Origin of the sequence: Helicobacter enhydrae (assembly GCF_001693335.1) — a bacterium.
Classification (GTDB): Bacteria; Campylobacterota; Campylobacteria; order Campylobacterales; family Helicobacteraceae; genus Helicobacter_G; species Helicobacter_G enhydrae.
This window is the reverse complement of record NZ_CP016503.1, coordinates 45,489-69,965: the sequence shown is the minus strand read 5'-3', so window position 1 is coordinate 69,965 and position 24,477 is coordinate 45,489. Positions and strand designations below refer to the sequence as shown.

17 protein-coding genes are annotated in these 24,477 nt (G+C 40.8%); 9 read left to right on the top strand and 8 right to left on the bottom strand.

Annotated features, from left to right (window positions below; translation table 11 throughout):
- Positions 1 to 2 precede the first annotated feature (2 nt).
- The gene (gene fliF, locus BBW65_RS00345) at positions 3 to 1,730 is read right to left on the bottom strand and encodes a flagellar basal-body MS-ring/collar protein FliF (protein ID WP_066338244.1); all 1,728 of its coding nucleotides are present in this window, start codon (positions 1,728 to 1,730) and stop codon (positions 3 to 5) included.
- Between the two features lie 194 nt (positions 1,731 to 1,924).
- On the opposite strand from fliF, the gene BBW65_RS00340 reads away from it, so the two are divergent.
- The gene (locus tag BBW65_RS00340; protein WP_066338241.1) at positions 1,925 to 5,590 is read left to right on the top strand and encodes an autotransporter outer membrane beta-barrel domain-containing protein; all 3,666 of its coding nucleotides are present in this window, start codon (positions 1,925 to 1,927) and stop codon (positions 5,588 to 5,590) included.
- A gap of 1,086 nt (positions 5,591 to 6,676) precedes the next feature.
- A complete protein-coding gene (locus BBW65_RS07820; protein ID WP_199919434.1) occupies positions 6,677 to 6,820 on the top strand; it encodes a hypothetical protein in 144 nt (47 codons plus the stop codon).
- Positions 6,821 to 6,951: 131 nt separating this feature from the next.
- Here the strand turns inward: BBW65_RS07820 and BBW65_RS00335 are convergent, their stop codons facing one another.
- The 4 genes from BBW65_RS00335 to BBW65_RS00315 form a co-directional block, all read right to left on the bottom strand.
- Positions 6,952 to 11,169, bottom strand: a complete 4,218-nt coding sequence (locus BBW65_RS00335) for an autotransporter outer membrane beta-barrel domain-containing protein (protein WP_066338239.1) — start codon at positions 11,167 to 11,169, stop codon at positions 6,952 to 6,954.
- A gap of 1,087 nt (positions 11,170 to 12,256) precedes the next feature.
- Positions 12,257 to 12,889: a superoxide dismutase gene (locus BBW65_RS00325; RefSeq protein WP_066338233.1), complete on the bottom strand. Its 633-nt coding sequence runs from the start codon at positions 12,887 to 12,889 to the stop codon at positions 12,257 to 12,259.
- Positions 12,890 to 12,970: 81 nt separating this feature from the next.
- Complete coding sequence (locus BBW65_RS00320) at positions 12,971 to 14,281, bottom strand: hemolysin family protein (protein ID WP_066338230.1); 1,311 nt, start codon at positions 14,279 to 14,281, stop codon at positions 12,971 to 12,973.
- Between the two features lie 74 nt (positions 14,282 to 14,355).
- A complete protein-coding gene (locus tag BBW65_RS00315) occupies positions 14,356 to 15,918 on the bottom strand; it encodes an inorganic phosphate transporter (protein WP_066338228.1) in 1,563 nt (520 codons plus the stop codon).
- Positions 15,919 to 16,085: 167 nt separating this feature from the next.
- On the opposite strand from BBW65_RS00315, the gene BBW65_RS00310 reads away from it, so the two are divergent.
- The 7 genes from BBW65_RS00310 to BBW65_RS00280 are packed head-to-tail and all read left to right on the top strand — an operon-like array spanning position 16,086 to position 20,825.
- Positions 16,086 to 16,328, top strand: a complete 243-nt coding sequence (locus tag BBW65_RS00310; protein ID WP_066338227.1) for a NifU family protein — start codon at positions 16,086 to 16,088, stop codon at positions 16,326 to 16,328.
- Positions 16,329 to 16,925, top strand: coding sequence for a hypothetical protein (locus BBW65_RS00305; RefSeq protein ID WP_066338224.1), 597 nt, complete (start codon positions 16,329 to 16,331; stop codon positions 16,923 to 16,925). It abuts the gene before it with no gap.
- Complete coding sequence (locus tag BBW65_RS00300; protein ID WP_066338219.1) at positions 16,915 to 18,234, top strand: UDP-N-acetylmuramoyl-L-alanyl-D-glutamate--2,6-diaminopimelate ligase; 1,320 nt, start codon at positions 16,915 to 16,917, stop codon at positions 18,232 to 18,234. Before BBW65_RS00305 ends, BBW65_RS00300 begins: the two co-directional genes overlap by 11 nt.
- On the top strand, positions 18,234 to 18,599 hold the full coding sequence (gene panD / locus BBW65_RS00295) for an aspartate 1-decarboxylase (RefSeq protein ID WP_066338208.1): 366 nt from the start codon (positions 18,234 to 18,236) through the stop codon (positions 18,597 to 18,599). Before BBW65_RS00300 ends, panD begins: the two co-directional genes overlap by 1 nt.
- Positions 18,600 to 18,902: a YbaB/EbfC family nucleoid-associated protein gene (locus tag BBW65_RS00290; protein WP_066338206.1), complete on the top strand. Its 303-nt coding sequence runs from the start codon at positions 18,600 to 18,602 to the stop codon at positions 18,900 to 18,902.
- On the top strand, positions 18,902 to 20,002 hold the full coding sequence (locus tag BBW65_RS00285) for a DUF7488 domain-containing protein (protein WP_066338204.1): 1,101 nt from the start codon (positions 18,902 to 18,904) through the stop codon (positions 20,000 to 20,002). The genes BBW65_RS00290 and BBW65_RS00285 overlap by 1 nt, the downstream gene beginning before the upstream one ends.
- Positions 19,962 to 20,825 carry a polyprenyl synthetase family protein gene (locus BBW65_RS00280; protein WP_066338190.1) on the top strand — a complete coding sequence of 288 codons (864 nt, stop codon included), beginning with the start codon at positions 19,962 to 19,964 and terminating at the stop codon, positions 20,823 to 20,825. Before BBW65_RS00285 ends, BBW65_RS00280 begins: the two co-directional genes overlap by 41 nt.
- On the opposite strand, the gene nadD is transcribed toward BBW65_RS00280, so the two are convergent.
- From nadD to flgD, 3 genes are read right to left on the bottom strand one after another with little or no spacing between them, the layout of a single operon-like run.
- Positions 20,794 to 21,363: a nicotinate (nicotinamide) nucleotide adenylyltransferase gene (nadD, locus tag BBW65_RS00275; protein WP_066338187.1), complete on the bottom strand. Its 570-nt coding sequence runs from the start codon at positions 21,361 to 21,363 to the stop codon at positions 20,794 to 20,796. The genes BBW65_RS00280 and nadD overlap by 32 nt on opposite strands.
- Positions 21,363 to 23,546, bottom strand: a complete 2,184-nt coding sequence (locus BBW65_RS00270) for a flagellar hook-basal body complex protein (protein WP_066338184.1) — start codon at positions 23,544 to 23,546, stop codon at positions 21,363 to 21,365. Before BBW65_RS00270 ends, nadD begins: the two co-directional genes overlap by 1 nt.
- Positions 23,543 to 24,466: a flagellar hook assembly protein FlgD gene (gene flgD / locus BBW65_RS00265; protein WP_233702051.1), complete on the bottom strand. Its 924-nt coding sequence runs from the start codon at positions 24,464 to 24,466 to the stop codon at positions 23,543 to 23,545. The genes BBW65_RS00270 and flgD overlap by 4 nt, the downstream gene beginning before the upstream one ends.
- Positions 24,467 to 24,477: the final 11 nt, after the last annotated feature.

The window sequence follows — 24,477 nt, the reverse complement described above, 5'->3', positions numbered from 1 at the left end:
TTCTACATTTCCGTTGGTTTTGGCTCATTTTTGTTGCCATCAATATCTAGCTCATCTGTAATGAGTTTCTGAAACAACGCAGCAATCTCTTGAGGCTTCTCAGAAATCAAATCTCTCATTTTCTCAACCAACACATCGTATTTGACATCTTCCTCGTTGAACAAACTCTCGCCAGAGAGTTGCTCCTCCACCCTTTTACGCATCTCACTCAAGCGTGAATCCCCCTCTTTGACATCCTCATCATCAAGCATTGACTGCAAAATATCATCCTCTTCATTGGAGACAGAAAGCATTCTCTCGATAAATGGTGCGATAACTTTCTTGTAGAAAACAAAAGCAATCAAAACCACGATGAGATATTTGACAATCGGCGTGAAAGGATCCACATACTTTTTCAAATCGCTCACAAACAACTCCCATTTGTCTTTGGGCTTATAGGCTTTGCTCATTCCATTGAGCTCGAAATTGCTGACACTGATCTCATCTCCACGCGATTTGCTAAACCCCACAGCTTGTTTGACCAACGCATCGATCTTGCTGAGATTTTCAGGAGTGATTGGGACATATTTGAGCTTCTCTACTCCATTTTCTTCTACTTTTTCATAGCTTCCATCCACGACCACCGCAGCACTCAATCGCTTCAATACCCCAAACTCCCCTTTGATCTCGCTCACCGTTTTGCCCACTTCGTAGTTAGTCGTATTTGTGGATTTTTCGTATTTTTCCCTACCTGCATCATTGAGCCCCTGCACAGGACCGATATTGCTCACCACACCGGGCACACCACCGACTTCTTTGGGTTTGCTCCCCTCTCTTTTTTCCTCCAAACTCTGCTCACTACGCACGACATTGTTGGGATCAAACACCTCTTGAGTGCTTTTGGTTTGTCTGAAATCAAACTCTGCGGTGACCTTTGCCTCTACGCGATCTTGCCCACCGACAATCGGTGCCAAGATCTTGATGATTTTCTCTTCTAGGGCTTTTTCATAATTTGTCTTATACTTGAGTTGCATTGCGATGATTTTGGATAACTCTCTTGAGGCATTTTCCTCCGTGTTTTCACCTAGCGTTTCTCCATTGTCATCGACGATTTTGACATTTTCGGGAGTGAGGTTTGTCACTGCGGCAGCGACTAGGTTTTTGATCCCTAGCACTTGAGTGGGCGATAGCACCATATTTTCTTTGATTTTGACCACCACCGACGCAGTGGGGGGAGTTGCTTTGCTCACAAACACTGATTCTTTGGGCAATGCGATATGCACGCTTGCACTCTCAATCGGCACTAGAGACTCAATCGTGCGTGAGAGCTCTCCCTCGATCGCTCGGATGAATTTCACTTTTTGATCAAAATCCGTATCTCCGAAGTTTTTGGTATCAAAGATTTCAAACCCCACTTTTGAGTTTTTGGGTATCCCTTTGCTCGCTAGTGCGATCCTCTGCTCATACACTTGATCTGTCGGCACCAAAATCTTGTCTTCTTGAGGAAGTTGATAGGGGATTTGGTTTTGTTGAAGGTATTCCACAATCAATGCACTATCTTTTGGATCTACCTTTTCAAACAGCACAGAATAGCCAGAAGTCGGATTGCCTCCACGACTTGTAGAAAACACGATCAAATACGCCAAAAACCCGACCACGACGACGACGCTTGAGAGAAGCACGATCTTTTGCTTCTTGTTCATTTTCTCATAAAAACCTGTGATCTGCTTGAATAATCCGCCTATATCCAAAAAACAACCTTACACTGAAATGATTTGATTAAATTCTGCATTTTAGCAAAAAGTCATTCATTTGTTGAATGGATTCTTGTGTGATTTGAAACACAAAAATGCAAACAAACACCGCGATTTGAGAATCTGATTAAAAAATCAGAAATTTTTTTGATATATTTGAAATGATTTAAATTTCAATTAAGGAGCATAAGATGAACATCTTGAGACAAACAATAAGCGATAAAATATCTATGGGGGGGGGTATAACTATGGAAAAGCACGCCTCTATTTTCAAACCCCTTGTTGCCACTTCGTTGGCATTGGCATTAGGTGTAAGTGTAGCGAGTGCGACAGATTGTGACGGCAGTGCAAGTGCGATTTGTTGGAAACAAGGTGTTGGTGAAACAGGTTTTCAAAAATTCACTACCTTAAAAATTGAAGCAGAAAGAAATTCGCAATTCAATAAAATACAATTTGTTCAATTACCAAGTGGCTCTCTAACAATCGATAATTTCACTCTCAAATTTAGAAATAGTGGTGGGAGCCAACAACAAGGAGCAGAAGCCTCCATAGGTGGAGGTAATGCTCAAATCAAACTCATCAACAAAAACAATGGACTCCAATTAGGAAATGCTGGCACTAGCACACTTTTCATTGATTTTGATCTAATAAGATGGGGAAGTGCTCGCACAGCAACACTTGTTTTTGATGGCACTACCCCCAATACAGCAGGAAGTGACACACCAAAAACAGCCCTCAAGGGCAATATTGAAGTTAAGGCTAGTCAACTTAATGATATAGTTAATGCCACTTTCAAAGGTGATATGATAGGCAATATCGATATTAATGCTCGGAAGGAAGGTGGAATAATTTATCAGAGAGTTAAAACAAATTTCACTTTTGATAGTGGAGCAAAACTCAAAGGAAATTTAACAGCATTATATACTAATGGTGAGCAAAATTTCATTTTTCAAAATGGAGCTGGAGGGATTGAAGGAAATATTACAGCCAGTGGAGGTATAGTCGTAGGCAATGGATCATACGGATATTCAAGTGAAAATAATACACGAGTCAATATCACTTTCAAAAATCATAGCAACTCAACCAATTTCATCAAAGGAAATGGAAGCACAGGACAAATCATAGCTGAAGGTTCAGGTGGTGGTCAGAATGCACAATACAAATACAATGCTCACAACCGAATCCTTTTTGAAAATAAGGGAGAAATTGGAGAGAGTAGTAACCGTGTGAGTATTATCGCAAGACCACGAGAAGCTGAGCATGATAAGAGCAGAAAATTTGGAGGCGCACAATCCTACAATCTTATACAATTCAAAAAACAAGCTACGCTTTATTTAGAAAATTTACAGGCAATGTTTGCAAACCAATATTATGCTACTAGCGATTATCGCAATATTCTTAGCCTTGAACTTAACAATAGCCAAAGAGCAGGTGATACAAATACCCTTTCTATCAATGTTGTAGAAGCAAATGTAAATGGTACTGGTGGTAATTACATCGGCAAAGGATTTTTAACACTTGGAAGTAGTGGCACTGCCAAAGATTTGACAATCAATACAAATGCGATAGATACTCCCTCTGTAAGCAACATTGCCAAAGGGAAACTTACTGCTAATAAAATCATCAGCAAAAATGGTGGAAAAAATACCATTCTCATAGAGGAAATAGCTGTTGATAATGGAATCTTTGCAGGAGACAATGCAAAAAATACCATTTTTATTGGTCAAGGTAACAGCACAATCGGAACAAATGGAATTGATAATCAAGGAAATGGTAGTAGCGGTGATTATGCTATTGTCACTGGTGCTAGTGGAGAAAATATATTCACTCTTGATTCTGCTAATCTCACCATAGCAAAAAATATTTACACAGCTAGTGGCAGAAACACAACCTTCAATCTCAATGGCACCAACTCCACCCTCACACTCCAAGGTGCGACCAACACTATCACTAAGCTTACTGCCAACGCCACAGAATCCACTCTCAATCTTACAAATGGGACCGCTACTATCACAACCACAGAGATTGGAAATGGAAGCACTCTCAATCTCCAAGCCCCCAAAATCACAACAGAGACCCTCAAGCTTAGTGCCAATGCCACATCTGCCACCCTCAATCTCTCAAGCAATGCCCAAGCCACACTAGGACAAGCCCACAACTTCAACCTCCTAGAGATTGGAAAAACAAACCAAGCAGATTCACAAAGTGTAGGACTCTCTTCAAGCAACCTCACCTTTGTTGTCTCTGTGGATACTGAAGCAACACAAGCAGGTAGCAAAATCGGAGGAGTGGATGTAGGAGCAAGTGGTGGCACCTACGGACACGCCTATTCTGATCGTGTTGTCATCTTAAGTGTAGGAAACAACAATCAAGGCAACACTGCTCTCAAAGAACAGATTGCCGTTGCTATCGACCCTAGCCAAACTTCAAGTATCAAATATTCAAGTGGTGGCACAGAGACAGAACACAACATTGCCGTCGCTACCATAAAAAATAGAGATAATAGCGATAATGTCAATAATGCCCTAGCCACATTCACCTCCATTGAAACAATCAATGGTGGAGAAAAGATTCTCATTGACTTTGAAAAAGTAGCCACAAATGAAAATGGTAAAGTTGATGGGGTAAATGGTAAAGTTGATGGGGTAAATGGCAAAGCACAAGCAGGTGGTGGCTACACCACCTACTTCCTAGGCAAAGCAATCAGTCTAGGAGTGGATAATACCACCCAACAAGCTCTCACTTCTGCTCTCTCTATCAATTATGATTTATACATTGCAAACCTCAATTCTCTTAACAAACGAATGGGAGAACTTAGAGACAATCCTTACACTCAAGGAGTATGGGCTAGAGTGTTTGGAGGACTCCAAGAATCTAACTTTGGATTGGGAGCACGCACAAGCTATGTGACTGCTCAAGGAGGATATGATTATGCACTAGAAACAGAGGGTGCCAAAAACTACATAGGACTTGCATTCTCTTATATGCACTCTAAGGGTGAGAGCAACAAAGCCACTCAAGCTAGCAATGCAATCAATGTGAGTGGTATCAATACTATCTATCTCTCCAATATCCAATCAAGTGGATATGAAATTGCTCTTTATCATTCTTATGTGAGCAATGTAGGTCTTTATAATGACACAATTGCCAAACTCAGCTATATCACTTCTGATTTTTCTTTGAGCAATAGTAGTGATCACAACAACACTGCAAACAATCTAGGATTCACTCTCTCCAATGAAGTGGGTTATCGTTTCATTCTAGGAGAACAACAAGATTATTTCATTGATCCACAATTAGAGTTAAGCTTAGGTTATCTCAATCAATCTGACTTCACCACCAAGATGAAAACTAGAAGTGGCAAAGGCAATCAACTCAAAGCACTCCAAGAGAGTGTGTTTTTGACTAGAACTAGACTAGGAGCTAGTTTTGGTAAAAAGATTGTAGAACAAGACAAAAACATCTCTCTTTATGTTGGAACATTCTATGAATATGATCTTGTCACAGGAGGATCCAACAAACTCACTACAAGCACAACAAAAGCTTACAATCCTGAGTTTGCTTCCAATGGTAGAGTGGTTTTAAATGTAGGAAGCAATCTAGAGCTTAATCAATCCACTAGAGTCTATGTGGATGTAGAGAAAAGCTTTGGAGACAAACTAAGGACACAACTCCAATTCAATCTAGGAGCTAGATATAGCTTTGGAGAAAAAACAAGCATTGAGAATGCAAAAGCACAAACCACTGCTCCTTTGAGAGTAGGAAATACTCCTACAGAGGAAACAGAAAAAGATCGAATAGTGCCTACTAAGCCCAACAAAGCCAAAGACACAGGGACAAAGGCGACTAATCAGTAGTGAGGTTTAAAAAGGGGTGTATCAAAATGAAAGGGGAGAGGGGGTGAATTAAAGGCAAGGCAAGGCAAGGCAAACGCCGATCGAACCAACCTTGTAGAACCAAAAAAGATTCCAAGTCAATGTAATCTTGAACGAGCCTTGCTAATGCAATGCTGGGGTTATGGGGGTTGTTAAGGGGGATAAGGGGAACGCTGCCCTAAGTTCCCCTTGCCCCCCTTAAGAAAAACACCAAGCCAAGCTTGAAAAACCAAAAGCCGTGCTTTTGTCAAACCAATCCCAAAAATAAAACCCCAATAGATTCTAGAATCACCTCAAATCTCATTTGTGCAAAACGCTGTTTGCTAGTCATTTTGTGCGATTGGATTCTTGTGTTGAAATTGGCTTGAGAGGCTATGCTCTTTGGTATTGTTTAATTTGTTCCCTAGTTTTTGAGATTGCTTTTTCAAAAGCACACTTCTTGGTCACCAATTCCCACTTTGCTTTTTCTATAAGGGGGACAAGGGGGTTTATTGCGAGGCACCCCCCTTATCCCCCTTAAAATCCCCCAAACCCCTGCCCGCTTTTTGTGTGACAACCCAACGATAGAGTGCAATGTTTTTGTTTTATTGTGTTGGTGGTTTTATTGTTTTTGATTTGAATTGATTTGAATCTAGATTCTTAGAATCTTTAGAAACTTTGTAAAAGCATTCTTGATTCTTGATTCTTTGGTTTCTTGGATTCTTAGAATCTTTTTAAAAAGTTTTGTTTTTGATTCTTGGAATCTTTTTGCAATCTTTTAAAACTCCAAAAAATATAAACCCTCACTATTTCAATATAAGCACAAACAACTGCTAACCAAACTAACCTTGTAGAACCCAAAGGATGCCAAGTCAATGTAATCTTGAACGAGCCTTGCTAATGCAATGCTGGGGTTATGGGGGTTGTTAAGGGGGATAAGGGGAACGCTGCTATAAGTTCCCCTTGCCCCCCTTAAGAGAGATCCTAGGGGATTCTAGAATTGTATAAAGGGTGGTTTGCTCAAAGTAAAAGAAATAGTGGAGTTTGAGATTTGATAAGGTTTGGTAAGGATTTGAAAAAGATTTTGATATGTTTCAAGACAGATTTTATGTTTTTTATGTTTGCTGTATGACTGATTTTCAAATGAGTGATCAATCCTTTGCCTTGAGAGGCAAAGAATCTAAGACTAAGCAAGCAGGAGACAAGCTTAGTCTTTCAAAAGGAGCATTCTAAGGGACATTTGAAGTGAATACAAATGCCCCAGCAAATGCTCGTTTGTTTGGGTTTCACACCCACCCTTTTTTCTTTTTCCCTTTCCTTTTCCTTCCCCATTCCCCCCTTCCCCCTTTTCTAGAGCTCGTGCTCTAGAAACTATACCTTCCTCCTAGGTTGAATTGTAAGTGGGTTCTGAGTTTATCTCCGAAGCTTTTCTCTATATCCATATACACTCTAGTGGATTGATTGAGTTCTAGATTGGTTCCTAGATTGAGCACCACTCTACCATTAGATTCAAGTGCAGGGTTGGTGTGTTGGATTCTTGTGGTGGTGATTTTGTTGCTTCCACCATCGATGAAATCATATTCATAGAATGCTCCAGCATAGAGGGAGATGTTTTTGCCTTGCTCTACTATCTTTTTGCCAAAGCTTGCTCCTGCTCTAGTTCTAGCCAAAAGAATATAGTTTTGATTGGCTTTTAGCTCATTGATTCTTCCTGTAAGAGCTTTGAGGTTGGCGATGAAGTTGGATTGATTAAGATAACCCAAACCTATCTCCAATTGTGGATCGATGAAATAATCTTGCTTCTCTCCAAGGATGAAGCGATAGCCTACTTCATTGGAAAGAGTGAATCCTAGATTGTTTGTTTGGCTATCTTTTACACTATTGCTAAGTTTAAAATCTGAAGTGATATAGCTAAATTTGGCAATGGTGTCATTGTAGATTCCCATATCACTCACATAAGAGTTATAAAGAGCCACTTCTGCACCATTGGATTGGACATTGGATAGAGAAGTGGGATAGAGCTCATCTATCGGATCCTCATCTCCACTCGTGCCTGTTGAGTTGATATAAGAGAATGCAAGTCCTAGATAATTCCTAGCCCCCTCTAGATTGAGAGCATAATCATATCCTGCTTGAGTGCTAATGTATTGAGTGTGAAGTTTTGCTCCAAATGTAGACTCTTGCAATCCTCCAAACACTCTAGCCCATATTCCTTGAGAGTTTGTGTTATCTCTTAGCTCTCCCATTCGTTTGTTGAGAGAATTGAAGTTTGCAACATACAAATCATAATTAATCGCAAGAGCAGAGGCAACTGCTTTTTGGGTGGATCTAGTGACTCCAAGACTGATGATTTTGCCTAAGAAATAAGTGGTGTAACCTTTCTCACCTTGAAGTTTCCCATATTGATTGGTTTTTGCTTCCCTTAATTCGATTGTTACCGCTTCTCCACCAATATCAGAATGTTTTGCCTCAAATTTAACCAAAGGCTTGTCATCAGATCCATTTTTCACAGTCGCAACAGCGATGTTTCTCACCCTCTGTGTTTCTTCTGTTCCTGTGTCTGCTCCATATTCGATTCCATTATATTTTTCAGGATCTACAATGACAACAAGATTTTCTTTCAAAGGTGTGCCTGCAGTAGTTGCACTATGTATCACAATGCGATCAGAGTGGGCAACTCCATATGTCCCACTTGCTCCTGTTGTCTCCCCTCCGATTGTGCTACTTCCTTGAGTTGCTAGGGGATCTACAAAGACTTTGAAAGTGAGATTGCTTGCAGTAAGTCCCTCACCATTATTTGTTCCAATCTCAAGGAGGTTGAAATTGCGAGTGTTGCCTGCAGGGGTGTTAGGATTGGGATATTTGTCACTTGCGATATCAATAGTGGCTTTTGTGGCACTACCATCAAGTTTTAAAGTTGTGATGTGATTCTTATTGCCTTTGAGTGTGAGGGTGGAATTGTCTCCACTGAATGCAACATTAAAGGTTTTGCTACCATCTCTATTTACTGGATCTGTAATGGTGGTTTTGCCTGCTGTGATATTGAGGGCATTTGTTGTGGCTTGCAAATCAAGGGTTTTGATTGTATTGTTTGTGCCACCAAGATTGAGGGTTGAAGTCTCTCCTAAGAATTGGATTGTAAGATTCTCACCATTTGTGATGCCACCAATAGTTGTAGTCGTTGTTCCTGTCCCATCAACCTTACCAAGTGCAAGGGTGCTTGCGGTTGAAGCATTGTTTAAAGTAGTAATGGCATTGGTTGTGCCTTCTAATGTGAGGGTGGAGCCAGTATTGAAATTAACAAGCACTTCTCCTGAAGTGTTTTCAAGATTGCCTGTAATTTTCAAAGCAGTTGGAGTTTCGCTTGTGCGAGAGGCTTGAGAATCATTTGCTTTGCCGAAGTTGAAAATGGTTTGGGCATTGTTTGCATTTGCATTAGCACCACCAGCTTTTTGATTCTTAATCAATCCTTGCACTTCTACACTTTTGCCATTGGCAATATTGAAAGTTGTGGTGTTGTTTTGATCCCCTCCACTTTGGGTAAAGATATTGCCCTTAATCGTTGTGTTATCACCTTTAAAATTAAGTGTAAGTTTGGCATTTTTATCCCCACCATCACGCCCTACGATGATATTTCCACCTCCACTAGTGCCATTATTATTTTTGACATCAAGTTCGCCATTATTGCCATTGAAGTTGAAAGTCATTCCTGGTTTGTTTGTTTGGTTGCTTCCTCCAACGCCTATTCCAACATTTTGATTACTCCCTTCTGTATTATTGCCTTTGATCTCAATCTTATTGTTCTCTCCATTGAAGTTGAATACTGTTTGCCAAGCATCCCAATTGTGTCGCACTCCTTTTTGTAGAGAAAGAGTCGTGCCACTTCCTTCAAGATAGAAAACATTGCTTCCACCAGTTGTAGTATAAAGAGAGAAATTTCCAGTTGCATTGCCATTTTCTGCAATCCCATTTTGTCCAATTGATCCACTTCCACTGATAAAAATATGATTGCCTCCACCACTTGAAAACACTCCATTATCAATTGTCATTTTAGTATCAGCAGTGATGACATTCACTCCACTACCACCAGATTTGATTCTTTTGGTTGTAAAAGTGCTACCAGTAATGATATTACGAGAACTTCCCCAAGCATCGATGATATCTTCAACTGTTATGGTGCCTATGAAAACTCCATTTGTTCCGCCTCCCTCATTGGTGGTTGCGATTCTGTTGGTAGTGAGTGAGCCACTGGCAATATGTTCTTTTGTGTTCTCAGAGATTGTTTTGTAATTTGTTCCATTGAGTTTATTCTCATCGATTTTTAATACCAAATCTTTTGCTTCGCTACTGCCATTAAGTTTCAAAAGCCCCTTGCCGATGTAGTTACGCCCTGAATTATTATTGCCTCTGACTAGGATTTCATTGATCTTAAGATCATCATTTGCAATTTCATTTTCAAGGCTGATGACATTGAGGCGATTGCCAACAAAATGATTCCCTACTTGTAAGTTCTCTAAAAAGAGGGTGGCTTGTTTTTTGAATTGAATAAAATTGTAAGACTCCCCATTATCTTGACCTTTAGTATCAGCAATGATACTTATACGATTATTTTGTTCTCCGATTTGTCCGTTGCCTTCAAAAAGGATTCTGTTATAGGCATTGCTGTTAGATCCTCTAGCTTTGGCTAGGATTTGCCTTGTGCTTCCACTTCCTTTGATGATATTGGTTGAGGTATGATTTTTGAAAGTGATATTAATATCAGTTTTAGCACCTGAAGCAGAAGCAGCCCAACTTCCATAGTCAACATAACCAAAAGTTTGGATATTTCCTTCAATATTTCCTCCTCCTTCAAAAGTGAAATTTTGTCCCCCATGTGCTAAATTTGCTTTTAAATTTCCTTTTAGACTAGCTCCATTTTTGAAATTCCAATTGGTTTTGACAAAAAAAAGCCTATGAAGAGGATTTGCTAAAATATTATTTTGATAGATAATGTCTATATTGCCTATCATATCACCATTAAAAGTAGCATCCATTGAATCATTTGTAAAAGCACTAGCTAAGACTTTAATATTGCCTTTGAGGGCTGTTTTTGGTGTACCACTATTTGCATTTGCAGGGGTAGTGCCTTCAAAAGTAAGCGTAGCTTTGCGAGAGCGATTTGGTGCTTGATTATATTCATCCTTATTATACATTCCAAAATCAACGGTGAGAGTGCTATTTCCTGCACTGCCTAATTGAAGTCCATTGCCTTTGTTGATAAGTTTGAGTTGTGCGTTATTTCCAGCTACAGAGGCTTCAGGACCTGTGACTGTATTGCCACCGCCAGCATTTTTAAACTTGAGGGTAAAATCACTGATTGTGATTCCTTGTAGGGCAGTATATTTAAGTTGATTAAATTGATTGTCTCCTTGTCCTGTTGGTGCAAAAGTTAAGCCAGAAAATTGTTGAAAACCCGCTTCGCTAGCACTTTGATTCCAACAAACTGCACTTGTGCTTATACTATCACAATCTCCCGCACTCGCTACACTTACACTGAGAGCCAATGCCAATGAAGTGGCAATGAGGGGCTTGTAATAACTCATAATACCCCCCCCCGAGAGAGATTTTGTCCATACGATTGTGCTTCCTGGTTTCTATTTTTTCCATCTTTTACTCCTTGATAAAAATTAAGAATATATAAAAGATACCCAAAAAATCTCTGGTATTTCAAGGAATTGATAGAAATTTATAGCTCTAATAGCAGATTTTTGGATCATTTTCTCAAAAATCCAACAAAACTCTCAAAACCCTCACTGCTTTTTTGATTTTGCAAAACATAGCTCACAAAAGGAAAGATTCAAGATTCAAACAAATTGATTCTTTTGTTTGAGATTGGTTTTTGCAAAAGCACACTTTTGGATGATTCTAGAATCTCTTGGATTCTCTTTTTTTGAGTTGCTTTGGATAAAGCACGGCTTTTGGTGTTTCAGGCTCGGCTTGAATTCTTTCTTTTCAAGTTGCTTTGAGCAAACCACCCTTTATACAATTCTAGAATCCCCTAGCATCTCTCTTAAGGGGGATAAGGGGAACTTAAAGCAAGCGTTCCCCTTATCCCCCTTAACAACCCCCATAACCCCAGCATTGCATTAGCAAGGCTCGTTCAAGATTACATTGACTTGGAATCTTGTTTGGTTCTACAAGGTTGGTTTGGTTAGCAGTTGTTTGTGCTTATAGTGAAGTAGTGAGGTTTAATAATTGATAAGGGTTTTTTGTGGAGATCCTAAAGAATCAAAAAGCAATACAAGAATCCAAGAATCAAAAAACAACAAACAAGAATCAAGCTCAAACATTGCACTCTATCGTTGGATTGTCACACAAAAAGCGGGCAGGGGTTTGGGGGATTTTAAGGGGGATAAGGGGGGTGCCTCGCAATAAACCCCCTTGTCCCCCTTATAGAAAAAAGCAAAGTAAGTTTCAATGACTAGAAAGTGTGCTTTGGCAAAGCCAATCTCAAATCAAAGAATCCAGTCGCAAAAAAATGACTAACAAATGATGTTTTGGAAATGGATTGTTGAATCAAACCCAAATCTTGCACTCTATCGTTATGTTGTCACACAAAAAGCGAGTTTGGGGTTGTTAAGGGGGATAAAAGTTTTACTTTTTTATTACCCCCTTACCCCTTATTGATGACTAGCGGTAGAGATGATCTACATAGCTTCTGATTGAATCTAGTCCATTCAACTTAGCTTGATTCAATCTCTCAGAAACAAATCCCCAGTTAATAAAATCCCAAAACTTGCTCAAATAATTTGGACGCACATTGCGGAAATCAATATAATAAGCGTGCTCCCACACATCGACAACAAGAAGGGGGATTTTGCCATCTTTCATTGGTGTTTGTGCATTGGAAGTTTGCACGATTTCAAGCTTCGTGCTCTCTACATCATAAACCAACCAGCACCATCCAGACGCAAAAAGAGTTGTCGCTTTGTCCACAAATAGAGATTTGAAGTTTTCAAGATCTCCGAAACTCACATTGATTGCCTCTTGCAATTCCGCACTCAATGGCTGACTATTTGCACTAATGCAATCCCAATAAAAATCGTGATTGAACACTTGAGCTGCATTGTTGAACATACCGCCCTCTGATTTCAAAATAATATCCACCAAATTCATTCCATCAAATTGACTGCCCTCAACGAGCTTGTTGAGATTGTTGATATAAGTTTGATGATGTTTTCCATAATGAAACTCCAAAGTTTCCGCACTGATGAAACTTGCGATCGCCTCTTTTTCAAAAGGTAATTTTCTCAATTCAAACATTTGACACTCCTAAAGTTAAAGTTGAATGGTGGATTATACAAAGAAAAAACAAATCTTTTCATTTTGCAATCATTTGGAGAGTCACTTTGATTCTGACTCGACTTCTTCTACCACAAGTTTTTTGATTTTGAGTTCTTTGATCCGTGCTCCATCCATCGCCAATACCTCAAACTCGCATTCTTTGTCCTGTATGCAATCCCCAACCACAGGCAAACGCCCAAGCAAATTGAACACATATCCGCCGATTGTGACCTGCTCGTGCTCTTCATCAAAACAAATCCCCAAAGCATCCTCGACACTTTCCAAATCCAGCATTCCGCTCACTTGGAAATTATCCGCATCGATGGGCAAAATCTCATTTTCACTCTTGCTATCGTGCTCATCAGAAATATCCCCCACAATCTCCTCGATAATATCCTCCATTGTCAGAAGTCCTGCAGTCCCGCCATACTCATCTACAACCAATGCCGTATGGATCTGCTCTTTGTTCATTTTTTTCAAAATATCAGAGATGGAGGCATTTTCAGGAACGATGATCAGCTCACGCACGAGATTTGAAAAATCCTTTTTCTCCTCATTGATATTTTGCAACAAATCACGGATGTGTATCATTCCCAAAATATTATCTTTGCTCTCCTTGCAATAAGGATAACGCGTGTATTTCGTCTCCATAATCAGCTGGAAATTTTCCTCATAGCTCACATCAGCATCTAGACACACCATATCGCGTCTAGGAGTCATGATCTCTTTTGCCACAGTGTCTGAAAAATCCACAGCATTTTTGATAATCTCCCCCTCTACAGAATCAATAAAGCCACCACGCAAACTCTCCCCCACGATGATTTTCAACTCTTCATCAGAATGCACCACTTCATGCTCTGTCGCGGGATTGATATGTATCATAGATAGAAAAAATCCTGACAAAACCTCAAACCCTCGGATAAAAGGATAAAAAGTCATCCAAAAATAATGCAACGGGCGCGCGATGATCAAAACAACTTTTTCGGCTTTGGCAATCGCGATGGATTTTGGCACAAGCTCACCCAAAACAACATGAAGAAGCGTAATCAGCGTGAAAGCAACAATGAAGCTAATCGTATGTATCAGTGTCGGATTATCCACACCAAACAAAGTCTCAAGAGAGATTCCAAGAAGTTGAGCGATCGCAGGCTCCCCAATCCACCCCAAAGCCAATGATGCCAAGGTGATACCAAGCTGTGTCGCACTCAAATAACTATCAAGAGAGCTTGAAATATCCAATGCAAGTTTTGCACTGGAGTTGCCATTTTTGACAAGCTCCTCAAGTTTGGAGCGACGCACCTTGACGATCGCGAATTCAGATAAAACAAAAAAACCATTTAAAAACACAAAGACAAAAGCCAAAAAAATCATTAGAACCGAGTGATATGGATCCAATAAAGCTCCTTAAACTTGAAAATATCGTGGAATATTACCAAAATAAAACTTCAGATTCCCAACCACGCAAGCAAACAATAGATTCCTGCACCGAGCAAAGCCGAGCAAGGCACCGTGATCAACCAAGAGGCGACAATTTTGTTCAATGCACTACGCTTCACTAGCTCTTGTTTGTAGGCTTTTTTGAGCTGTTTGGCTTCTTTTTTGTTCAAAAGATTGTTTTCTTTTCTTTTGAGAGCCTTGAGCATTTTTGCTTTTCTCCTCATACTAGATTCATTGTATTTCCTCAAAAAAGCTTCCACCTCTTTTTCATCAGCACCACTTCTAGATTGCAAAATCAACTCTTGCACCCTCAGCTCTTGTTTTGTCAAATACTCTCTAAAAAACCCAACCCCAAAGATTGCACCAATAGCAATATGAGTAGAACTCACAGGCAAACCCAACTGCGAGGCGATAAGCACGGTGATTGCTGCACTCATCGCCACACAAAAGGCACGCTTCTTGTCCAAATCCGTGATCTCGCTCCCCACGGTTTTGATGAGTTTGGGTCCATAGAGCAACAATCCCAAAGCGATCCCCAACGCTCCGACAAGCATTATCCAAAACGGCACGGCACTCTTGGCACCGACACTCATTCCCTCTGTCAAAATTTGATTGATCGCGGCAAGTGGTCCGATGGCATTTGCCACATCATTTGCCCCGTGTGCAAAGCTCAACAATCCCGCAGAAAAAACAAGAGGGATCGTAAAAAGTTCATTGAGCTCTTCTTTGTCATTTCCCATCTTTGATGTTTGTTTGGCAATCAAAGGATAGAGGAAAACAAAGCTTACAGAAGCAATAATGGCACTTCCAAGACAAGCCACTCCAAAACTCAAAGGCATAATCTTTTTCAATCCTTTTGTAATAAGGTAGAGAGAAAAAGCAAAAATCATCAAAGAAATCAAACAAGGGATGATCCTCCTTGCAGATTTTTTGCGATCTTGTGTGTAAATGATCGTTCTTTTGATGAATGAGAGGAATATAACAGCGATCACTCCACCAAGCACAGGTGAAACAAACCAACTAAAAACAATATCTTTGAGCACCATCCATCTAACGATCTCAAAACCACTCGCCATAATTCCTGCACCGACGATACCGCCGACAAGAGAATGCGTCGTAGAAACTGGTGCACCCGCAAAAGTAGCGAGATTGAGCCAAATCGCTCCAGAAAGCAAAGCAGAAAACATCAAAATCAAAAAAGTATGCGGATCTCCAATCAAGTTTCTATCAATGATACCGGATTTGATCGTATCCACCACATCACCCCCTGCGATAATCGCTCCACCTGCCTCACACAATGCAGCGATAAGAATCGCCCCAAACAGACTAATAGCTTTTGAGCCAACGGCAGGACCCACATTGTTGGCGACATCATTAGCACCAATATTGATTGCCATATAGGCTCCAACTATGGTGGCAAAAATCAACATTGTGGGATTGGTGATATTTTGCAAAGTCGATACAAACAAAGCAATCAAAACAACAAAAATCAGCACAATCCCCGCTTTTAGACTATCTTTTTGGATACTTTTAGTCGCTTTGTCAAAACGACCATAATCCTTCATATTCATCTTTAAGACTCCTTTATGATGTTGGTAACCACACAAACCGCTTTGCAACCGATATGGAACGCATTACACTTTTGTGTGATAACTATGATATTATCCTAAAACTATAAATTCCATCAAGAATTTGTCGTGCTGTGTGATTTTCACAAAATTTGATTGAAGGAATGTCTATGATTTTTAGCGATGAAGAGCTTCAAGCTCCGGTGAATGATTCGATACAAAAAGTCCGCCCCTATCTCCTCAAAGATGGTGGCGACATTAAAGTGCTAAGGATCCAAAATGGTAGGGTTTATGTAGAATTGCAAGGTGCGTGCAAGGGCTGTCCTAGTAGCACCAACACCCTCAAAAACAGGATTCAACATCAATTGCGTATGGATATTCATCCAGATATTGAAGTGATACAAGAGGGCTAAATGATACGCAAACTAAAACGCAGAGGGAACAATCGCAAGGCTTTTTATGCACTTTTTCATCGCGAGATACACAAAGCACTCAGGCTTTTCACCCTACAGCTCTACAAATCTCCCAACAATAATGAAGCAAAAATGGGAGCCATCCTTTGTGATCTTGCATTTCTCAATCCTGACTATGCCATCGCACTTGCAGATTATTACTTCACGCTTCTTGAGGATTTGCCAATGACACAAGCACAAGAACGAATTTTGAAAATTATCCAATCTGGGGATGAAAAAGACAATGCGATTTCTGATGCGGTTTTTGCACTCAATCAAGACAAGATTGAAGGGCTTGAGGGTATTTCTTTTGAGGATTTCCAAGCATTCATCCAAACCAAAAGCAACTTCAAAGAAGCGTTTGAAGATTTGATTTTTAGCACCAAAATCATCTTTGCAGATCGCACAGATATTTATGCTTTTCTTGATCTTTTGATTGACTATGGTTATGCCAATCTAGCACTTGATTATCTAGAAAATATGCACAACACATTCGAATCAGACAACGCAATGCAAAAAATTTTCCAAAAGGCACTCACCAAAACCGATGGACGCTAGAATCGATTTTTCATACAAGGGGCGAGATTACACGCACCTCACGGACAACACTCAAACCGCCCTGCACGATCCCAAAGCCCTTTTTGTCAAAACCAAACTCAATCAAAAATACTTCGATGAAGTTTCACATCTCCCATATATTTTGGGTTCAGAACTTACACAAATCCTTGCGATTCAGCCCAAACTCATTGCGATCACAGGGACAAATGGCAAAACAACGACTTCAGCCATCATCGCCCATTCGCTAATGGCATTGGGCTACAAAGTCGGACTACTCGGAACGCGTGGATTTTTTGTCCAAAATCAGCAGATACTCCCCAAAGGCTTGACCACTCCAACGCTTTTGGAACTCTATATGATTTTGCACCAAGCCCACGATTGTGATTTTGTGATAATGGAAGTTTCATCACACGCAATCACTCAAGAAAGAATTGCGGGTTTGAGTTTTTATGCCAAAGCATTGACAAATATCACAAGCGATCATCTAGATTTTCATCAAAGCCTAGCAGAATACAGGGAGACCAAAAACAGATTCTTCGATAGTCAATGTTTAGAAATCGCAAACAAAGATGACACTTGCGTGACTTTTGAGCCCTCATTGTGGTATGGCTTGTCTTCTGCAAGTCATCTCTACCCCAGCTCTTGGGTTTGCTCCTCACACATCCAAGCAGAGCTAACCTACCAAGGAGAGCACGCCACTCTTGAATGCCCGATAGTTGGAGAGCACAATCTATACAATCTATTGTGTGCGATTGGCACTCTCATCTGTAGCACTCGCCACACACTAGCAGAGATCACAGCAAGTCTTGCAGATTTCAAAGGCGTGAGTGGGCGTATGGAAGTCATCTCCACTTCCCCGCTCATTATTGTGGATTTCGCACACACACACGATGGAATGGAGCAGATTCTCAAAAGCTTTCAAAACCAAAAAATTGTGATTGTTTTTGGGGCGGGGGGAGATAGAGACAAAAGCAAACGACCCGAAATGGGAGCTGTGGCAGAAAAATATGCTCAAAAAATCTACATCACTAGCGATAATCCACGCTCTGAAAATCCCAAAACAATCATTCAAGAGATCAAAAATGGCATTGGCGATACGCAAAAAATCATCTCCACTTCCCCAGATCGCAAAGCAAGCATCACACAAGCCATTCAAGAATTGCAAAGCGATGAGATTTTGTTTGTGTTGGGAAAAGGAGATGAGACATATCAAATCATAGGCACAGAAAAATTTTATTTCGATGATAGAGAAATCATTGCCTCTGTGTTAGAATCACACCAACAATCACACTCGCAAAAAGGAAAATAATGTTTTTACCTATGCTTTATAGCAAAATCCATCGTGCCAAAGTCACCGATGCTAACCTCCACTATCAAGGCTCTATCACCATTGACAAAACTTTGGCTCAAAGTGCCAACCTTTTGGAGGGAAGTCAAGTCGATATTGTCAATATCAACAATGGAGAACGCTTCTCAACCTATGTGATTTATGGAACGGCTGATTCTGGAGAGATTTGCCTCAATGGTGCTGCTGCTAGAAAGGTGCATATCGGAGATCAAATCATCATTATTGCTTATGCCCTCCTAAGTCAAGAAGAACTCCAAACCTACAAACCAAGCGTTGTTTTTGTCGATGAACACAACAAAATCCTATCCATCAAGGAGGAAATCTAAATGTTTGATATGGAGAAGCTCAATAGCCTACTTGGCGATTTTCAGCAAAAAGCCAAAGAGGCACAAGAAAAAGACAAGCAGACAATCTACACTGCCAAAAGCGGTGGTGGTTTATTGCGTGTGGATGTCAATGGTGGTGGAGAAGTGGTGGATATTGAGATTGATCCCTCATTGCTTGAAGACAAAGATTCTTTGCAGATTCTACTTATCAGTGCCATCAATGAAGCCTATGCTCAAGTCCAAGATGCCAAACAAAAAAATGCAATGGGTATGCTTGGCAATCTCAATCTTTTTGGTCAATAATGCGTGCTTTGATTTTGGCATTGGGGTTTGGTATTGCTCCCCTGCTAGGCTTTGATTTTGCGATTTGCCAGAAATATTACAAAGACGCTTCAATCCCTGTGGGTGATTCAAGGGCGATCCTAGTCGAACACAAAAAAGAAAAAGTCTTTCTTGCATTTTTCAGACAAAAGCCCAAAAATGCAAACATCATCAAAGCCGATCCTTTCATCGGACTTTATCTCATCAAGGGGGACAAAAAATCCAAACAAAGCTATATGCTAATGCCTATCACCCAAAAAGCATTTGAGCTCAACATGGCAATGATTGGTCCAAATGGGGTCAAACGAGGCATTATCCTTGAGGCACAGAAAGGATTTTTGGAGTATGGGCGTTTCACCGCTCCTGTGCAAACAAATGGTATCATCTCCAATATTTGCTATCAGATTTATGGCATAGGGATTGAGGGCAACCGCTTCGTTGATAGTCGCTATATCGATAGGTTTTTGGGGCAAGATACACCATACTATGGAGATATTGGTGTGCGTCTTTATCACGACAAAAACGATATCAACACACTACGCGTAGAGTTTGTCAATCCTTTTTTCTCCAATGTCCCATTTTTGCGAAACGATATCATTCTCTCAATCAACGATCAAGCCTTTACAAATATCTATGATTTTGAGTGGTTTGTTGCCAATCTCAAGCAATATTCCAAAATCAAAGTAAAAATCAAAAGAGATAATGAGATACTGACTTTTCCTATAGAGGTGGGAAGGCGTTATGGTGGATTTTTGCTTCCTGATACATTTTTTGAGAGCATAGGGATTCAACTCGATGCCCAACTCAAAGTCACCTCTCTCAATCAAGAATTTTATGCATTGCAACAAGGGCTACTTGAGGGGGATGTGCTTCTGTGGATCAATCAACACAAGATTTTGACAGAAAACACCAAAACTCTACAACAAGTGCAAGAACGCATACGCTTTTTGCTCACTCAAGCCGTGCAGACAGGCAAACTTGATATTTTAATTTCTCGCAATGGGTTTCAATTCACCCTTAATCTCATCAGTGGACTCAACAATGACTACATCAAAAATCGATACAATCCTTTCGGATTTTGAGCAATTCCTCCAACATCATCAGCCACAAGCTCAAAGCTTCCACCCTTATTTTCAAACCGCAGTGTGGGAAATGGTGCAAAATGGGGGCAAACGCTTCAGACCTGCTTTGATTTTGAGCGTAGTTGATTCCTACGCCCCTAGCTTGACACACAATGCTTATCTCCCAGCCCTTGCTATGGAAATCCTGCATACTTTTTCACTCATTCACGATGATTTGCCTAGTATCGACAACGCACCCCTAAGACGCTCCCACCCCACTCTCCACACAAAATACGAAGAGATCACAGCGATTTTGAGCGGGGATTTTCTCAATAGCTATGCGTTTTATCTCATTAGCATCAGCCCTCTTGATGCCCAAAGCAAAGTGGAACTAACCAAAACACTCTCTCTCAACGCGACACAGATGATTGTCGGTGAGGCACTTGATTGCTATTTTGAAAACAAAACTTTAGAACTTGACAAGCTCCAAACTATCCACACACTCAAAACCGCCAAACTCATCGCCTCTAGTTTGAAAATGGGAGCGATCATCGCCAACCTCGATCTACAGACACAAGAGTGTTTGTGGGATTTTGGAATCTTGCTTGGAGTGTTTTTCCAAATCCGCGATGATGTCATCGACGCCACCCAAACTCAAGAGGAAGCAGGCAAAACCACCCAAAATGATCAAAACAAAAACAGCTATGTCAATCTTTTGGGACTCAAAGAAGCACAAAACACTCTCAAACGCTATCAAGCCACGCTACAAGAACAAATCCAAACACTCCAAAACCCTCGACTACAACAACACCTCAACGCCCTTTTGAGCCACTATTTTTGCTAACCCTAGAAAAGAATGGGACAAACTCTTGGGCTTGTCCCATTCTAATCTGCGTAGAACTCACATCAATTCTCAAATCCAATGTTTTGTGTCCCCTCACATCAAACCCCTTGCGTTTCAAAAACACAAACTCCACCAAATCATCCAAACGCTCAAACTCATCCCAAGTGTGCAAACTCTCCAAATTATCAGCCCCAAGCAAAAAGCTGATCTTGCCAATTTTGTAAGTTTTTTTGAGATGATGGATACTCCAAATCGTAGGGGTGGGTGCATTGCGTCTAATCTCAAACATACAGATCTTGACACGCTTGTTTTTGATATACATTTTCAACGCCCGTTTGAGCCATTTGATACGCCTATGCGTAGAGTGCGTGGTGGATTGTTTGAAAGGATTGCGAAACGCAGGTAACAACAAAAAAACATCTGCTTGTATTGCCCGAGCGGCAAGTTTGATTGCCCCGATATGCCCCAAATGCAAAGGATCAAAACTCCCCCCATAGACAAGTAGATGATTGATTTTAGGTCTTTTTTTGCCTAGCATTATTTTTTGAGATTGATCGCCTCTTTGATCAGCTCATCGCCCGTTGTGAAAGTTTTGGCATTCATCGAATACCCTCTTTGCATCAAAATCAATTCTGTGAGTGCATTGCCCACATCGACATTGCTAGTCTCCAAATATCCGCTTTTGACTTTGCCAAATTGCAACTTCCCATTTTCATTCCAGCCTAGTATCGGCTTCCCACTGCGATTTTGTGCTTCACCATTAACAAGAGTAGAGCTCAACCCAAACAGATTCCCCCCCATTTTTTCTAGCCCTTGATCATTGGTAAAAGTCATCACGCCAATACGCCCCATCGCCTCTTGAACGCCATTGCTAAATTTCAAAAAAATCACGCCATTATCATCAATTGCAACATTTTGCAAAGTCCCCTCCGCTCTACCATTTTGATCGAACGCACTGATTTGTGATGGAGCATAAATCATATCGCTACTTTTTCTCTCCGGCGTTCCTGCGATATTGTATTTCAATTCTTTGCCCAAAAAGTCAAGCGTCACTTCTTGAGCATTGGGCTTGTTTTCCTCATCAAAACTAATCGTATGTGAAACAGATTTGCCAATAGGTGTCCCTGTCTCAAAATCAGCAATATAGCTAGACACTTCCCACTTTTGGCTTGTTTTGTCTTGAGGATTAAATCCCCCCGTATGATAAAAATCACTCACCAAACGATACCTCTTGCCGTCAGTATCAAACACTTCCACATTGCTCTGATATGATGCGACCTCAAGGGGCACGGAGCGAATATCCCCTGAAGTAATCTCTTGCCAATTTTGAGAATCTTGAGCGGGATTGGAGTTGCCCAAAGCACCGATTCTTTTGTAGAGCTTCCCATCATAGTTGACTGCTGTATTGGTGCCATATTGTGATTGAGCGTCGTAAGTTGGGGTTTGCATTGTTTTTGCCTCGCCAATCTTGGCAAACTGATTCTCTTCTCCCACCTCCTTGACATAGACATTCCCATCTTTGAGTACCACATCACCTGCTTGATAATTTTTGCCCTCTTGGTAGTTGGGGACATTGCTTGTGTCTGCGATCTCCCAACCTTTTGGATCCATGATGGGATTGTTGGAACCATTCACATCGATTTTCCTAAAAATCACATTGTGGTATGCGACAAGCTGATTGGGCTCATAGGTTTGATTGGGATCATAGACTTGCACAAGTGCATTAAATCCATCTTTGGAATCCACCATTCCCAAAAACTCAAAAAGCGTTCCGCTTGTCTGGATTTTGGATTCTGGAGTGAGGGCATTTGAAAGATCTAGAGACACTCTGTCGCTTTCTTCATTGAGTTTCAAATCCAAACCTGTTTGATCTTTGATGAGCTTTTGCAATTCCTCTAGGGTTTTGAACTCATTGGCACCCTCTCCTCCTGTGCCATAAGCAAAAGTGTAAGTTTTGCTCTCGCCTTGTGGGGTGGTAATAGTGATGATCCCCTCTTTGTTGAGCGATGGGTCAAACGCCTTGCCATTGGCAAAAAATACACCCATATCCGCCTGAAGTGCTTTGGCAGAATCAAACTTGCCATCCACTCCAAAAGCTTTCAATGCACTAGCGGGGTTTTGTGTTTTGTTGAGATTAACACTTAGATCAACTTTGGTTGTTTCCAAAGGGCGATAATGCAAGTCTTGTGGGATTTGCAGCGGAGAGAGTTTGCCACTTGCAAGTTTTTGGAGATCGGATTCTTGGCTCTCAGACATAAAAATCCCATCTTTGATTTTCCCAAGATTCACTCCATAGACATAATACCCTTGAGAATTCACAAGATAGCCCGAATGGTCTTTGCCAAAGCTTCCATCACGCGTAAAAAAGTTTTTCTGCTTTTGTGTCATTTTGCCATCTGTGACTTCTAGCTCCCCCTCTTTGTTTTCACCCACGACAAACCACCCTTTGCCCTCATAAGCCATATCAAACTCCCCATCACTCAAACGATAGCTACCGCTTTTTGTAGAAATCGCATTGGAAGCTGCTTTGACTCCCATATTGACTTCATTGCTCGTAGGTGTTCCTGAAGTCGCACTAGGAGGTGCATAGAGTGTCTCAAACTCTGGCACTGATTCTCGATAGCCTGTCGTATTGACATTGGCGATATTGTTGGAAATGCTATCGATCCCAAACTGATGTGTTTTGATCCCGCTATAAGAACTCAAAAGTGCTTGATTCATCTCTCACCCCTAGCATAAAATTCCAAAGCACTCTCAATAGGAGTCACCAAATCGCCCATTCTAAGCATAGGCTTCCCATCTTTGAAAATCACACTTTGCACTTCACCTCTCCCTAGCCTCGTCTGATAGGGGTTGCCATTTTCATCTTTGTTGTATTGTGCTCTGATGTTATACATTCCTTTGGGTGCTTCTTTGCCCCCGTGTTCTTTGCCATCCCATACAAACTCGATATACCCCTTTTTGCCATTGTAAGCACTCAAATCAATCGTATTAATGAGATTGTTTTTGTCATCAAAAATACTGATCTGTGCCTCGCCTTTGCTTGTATCAATCGCATCATCAAAATAAAGGCTAAACCTCGCCTCACTCGCAGGATCATAATTCAAACCAAAAATATCTGTTTCTGCGATCTTGCCAATCATACCCACAGCATTGAAAGACGCCATTTGTGTCATCAAATGACTTGCTTGAGAGTTCCCCTCCACTCCTTTTGTCAGATTTTCCAAACTTTCTTTGAATGATTCTTGGAAGCTTTTGAGCTCGCTATTGACTTCCTTGGTTGATTTCATCGCTTCAGCCACTTCTATCATTGTTTTTTTGTTTTGCTCCATCATCTCCACTTGCGTGAGCTGTGCTGTTTGGGTGATGATTTTGTCTGTTTCCATCGGTGCGGTTGGATCTTGGTTTTTGAGTTGCTCCAAAAATAGCTTCATAAAAGCATCATTATCTAGCTCATTGATATTGCGTTGGTGCTTCTTTTTTTCTGCTTCTTTGACATCTTGCCCTGTCATCTGTGCCAAAGCATTGGTGGGCTTTTTGGTTTCTTCTTCTTTGTTTGCGACTTGTGGAGCGGAAGTCTGCGGAGTTGGCTTGAGCTCCTGTGTCGCTGTGGGGGTTGTCTGATTTGATATTGCAGTCATAAAAGTCCTTT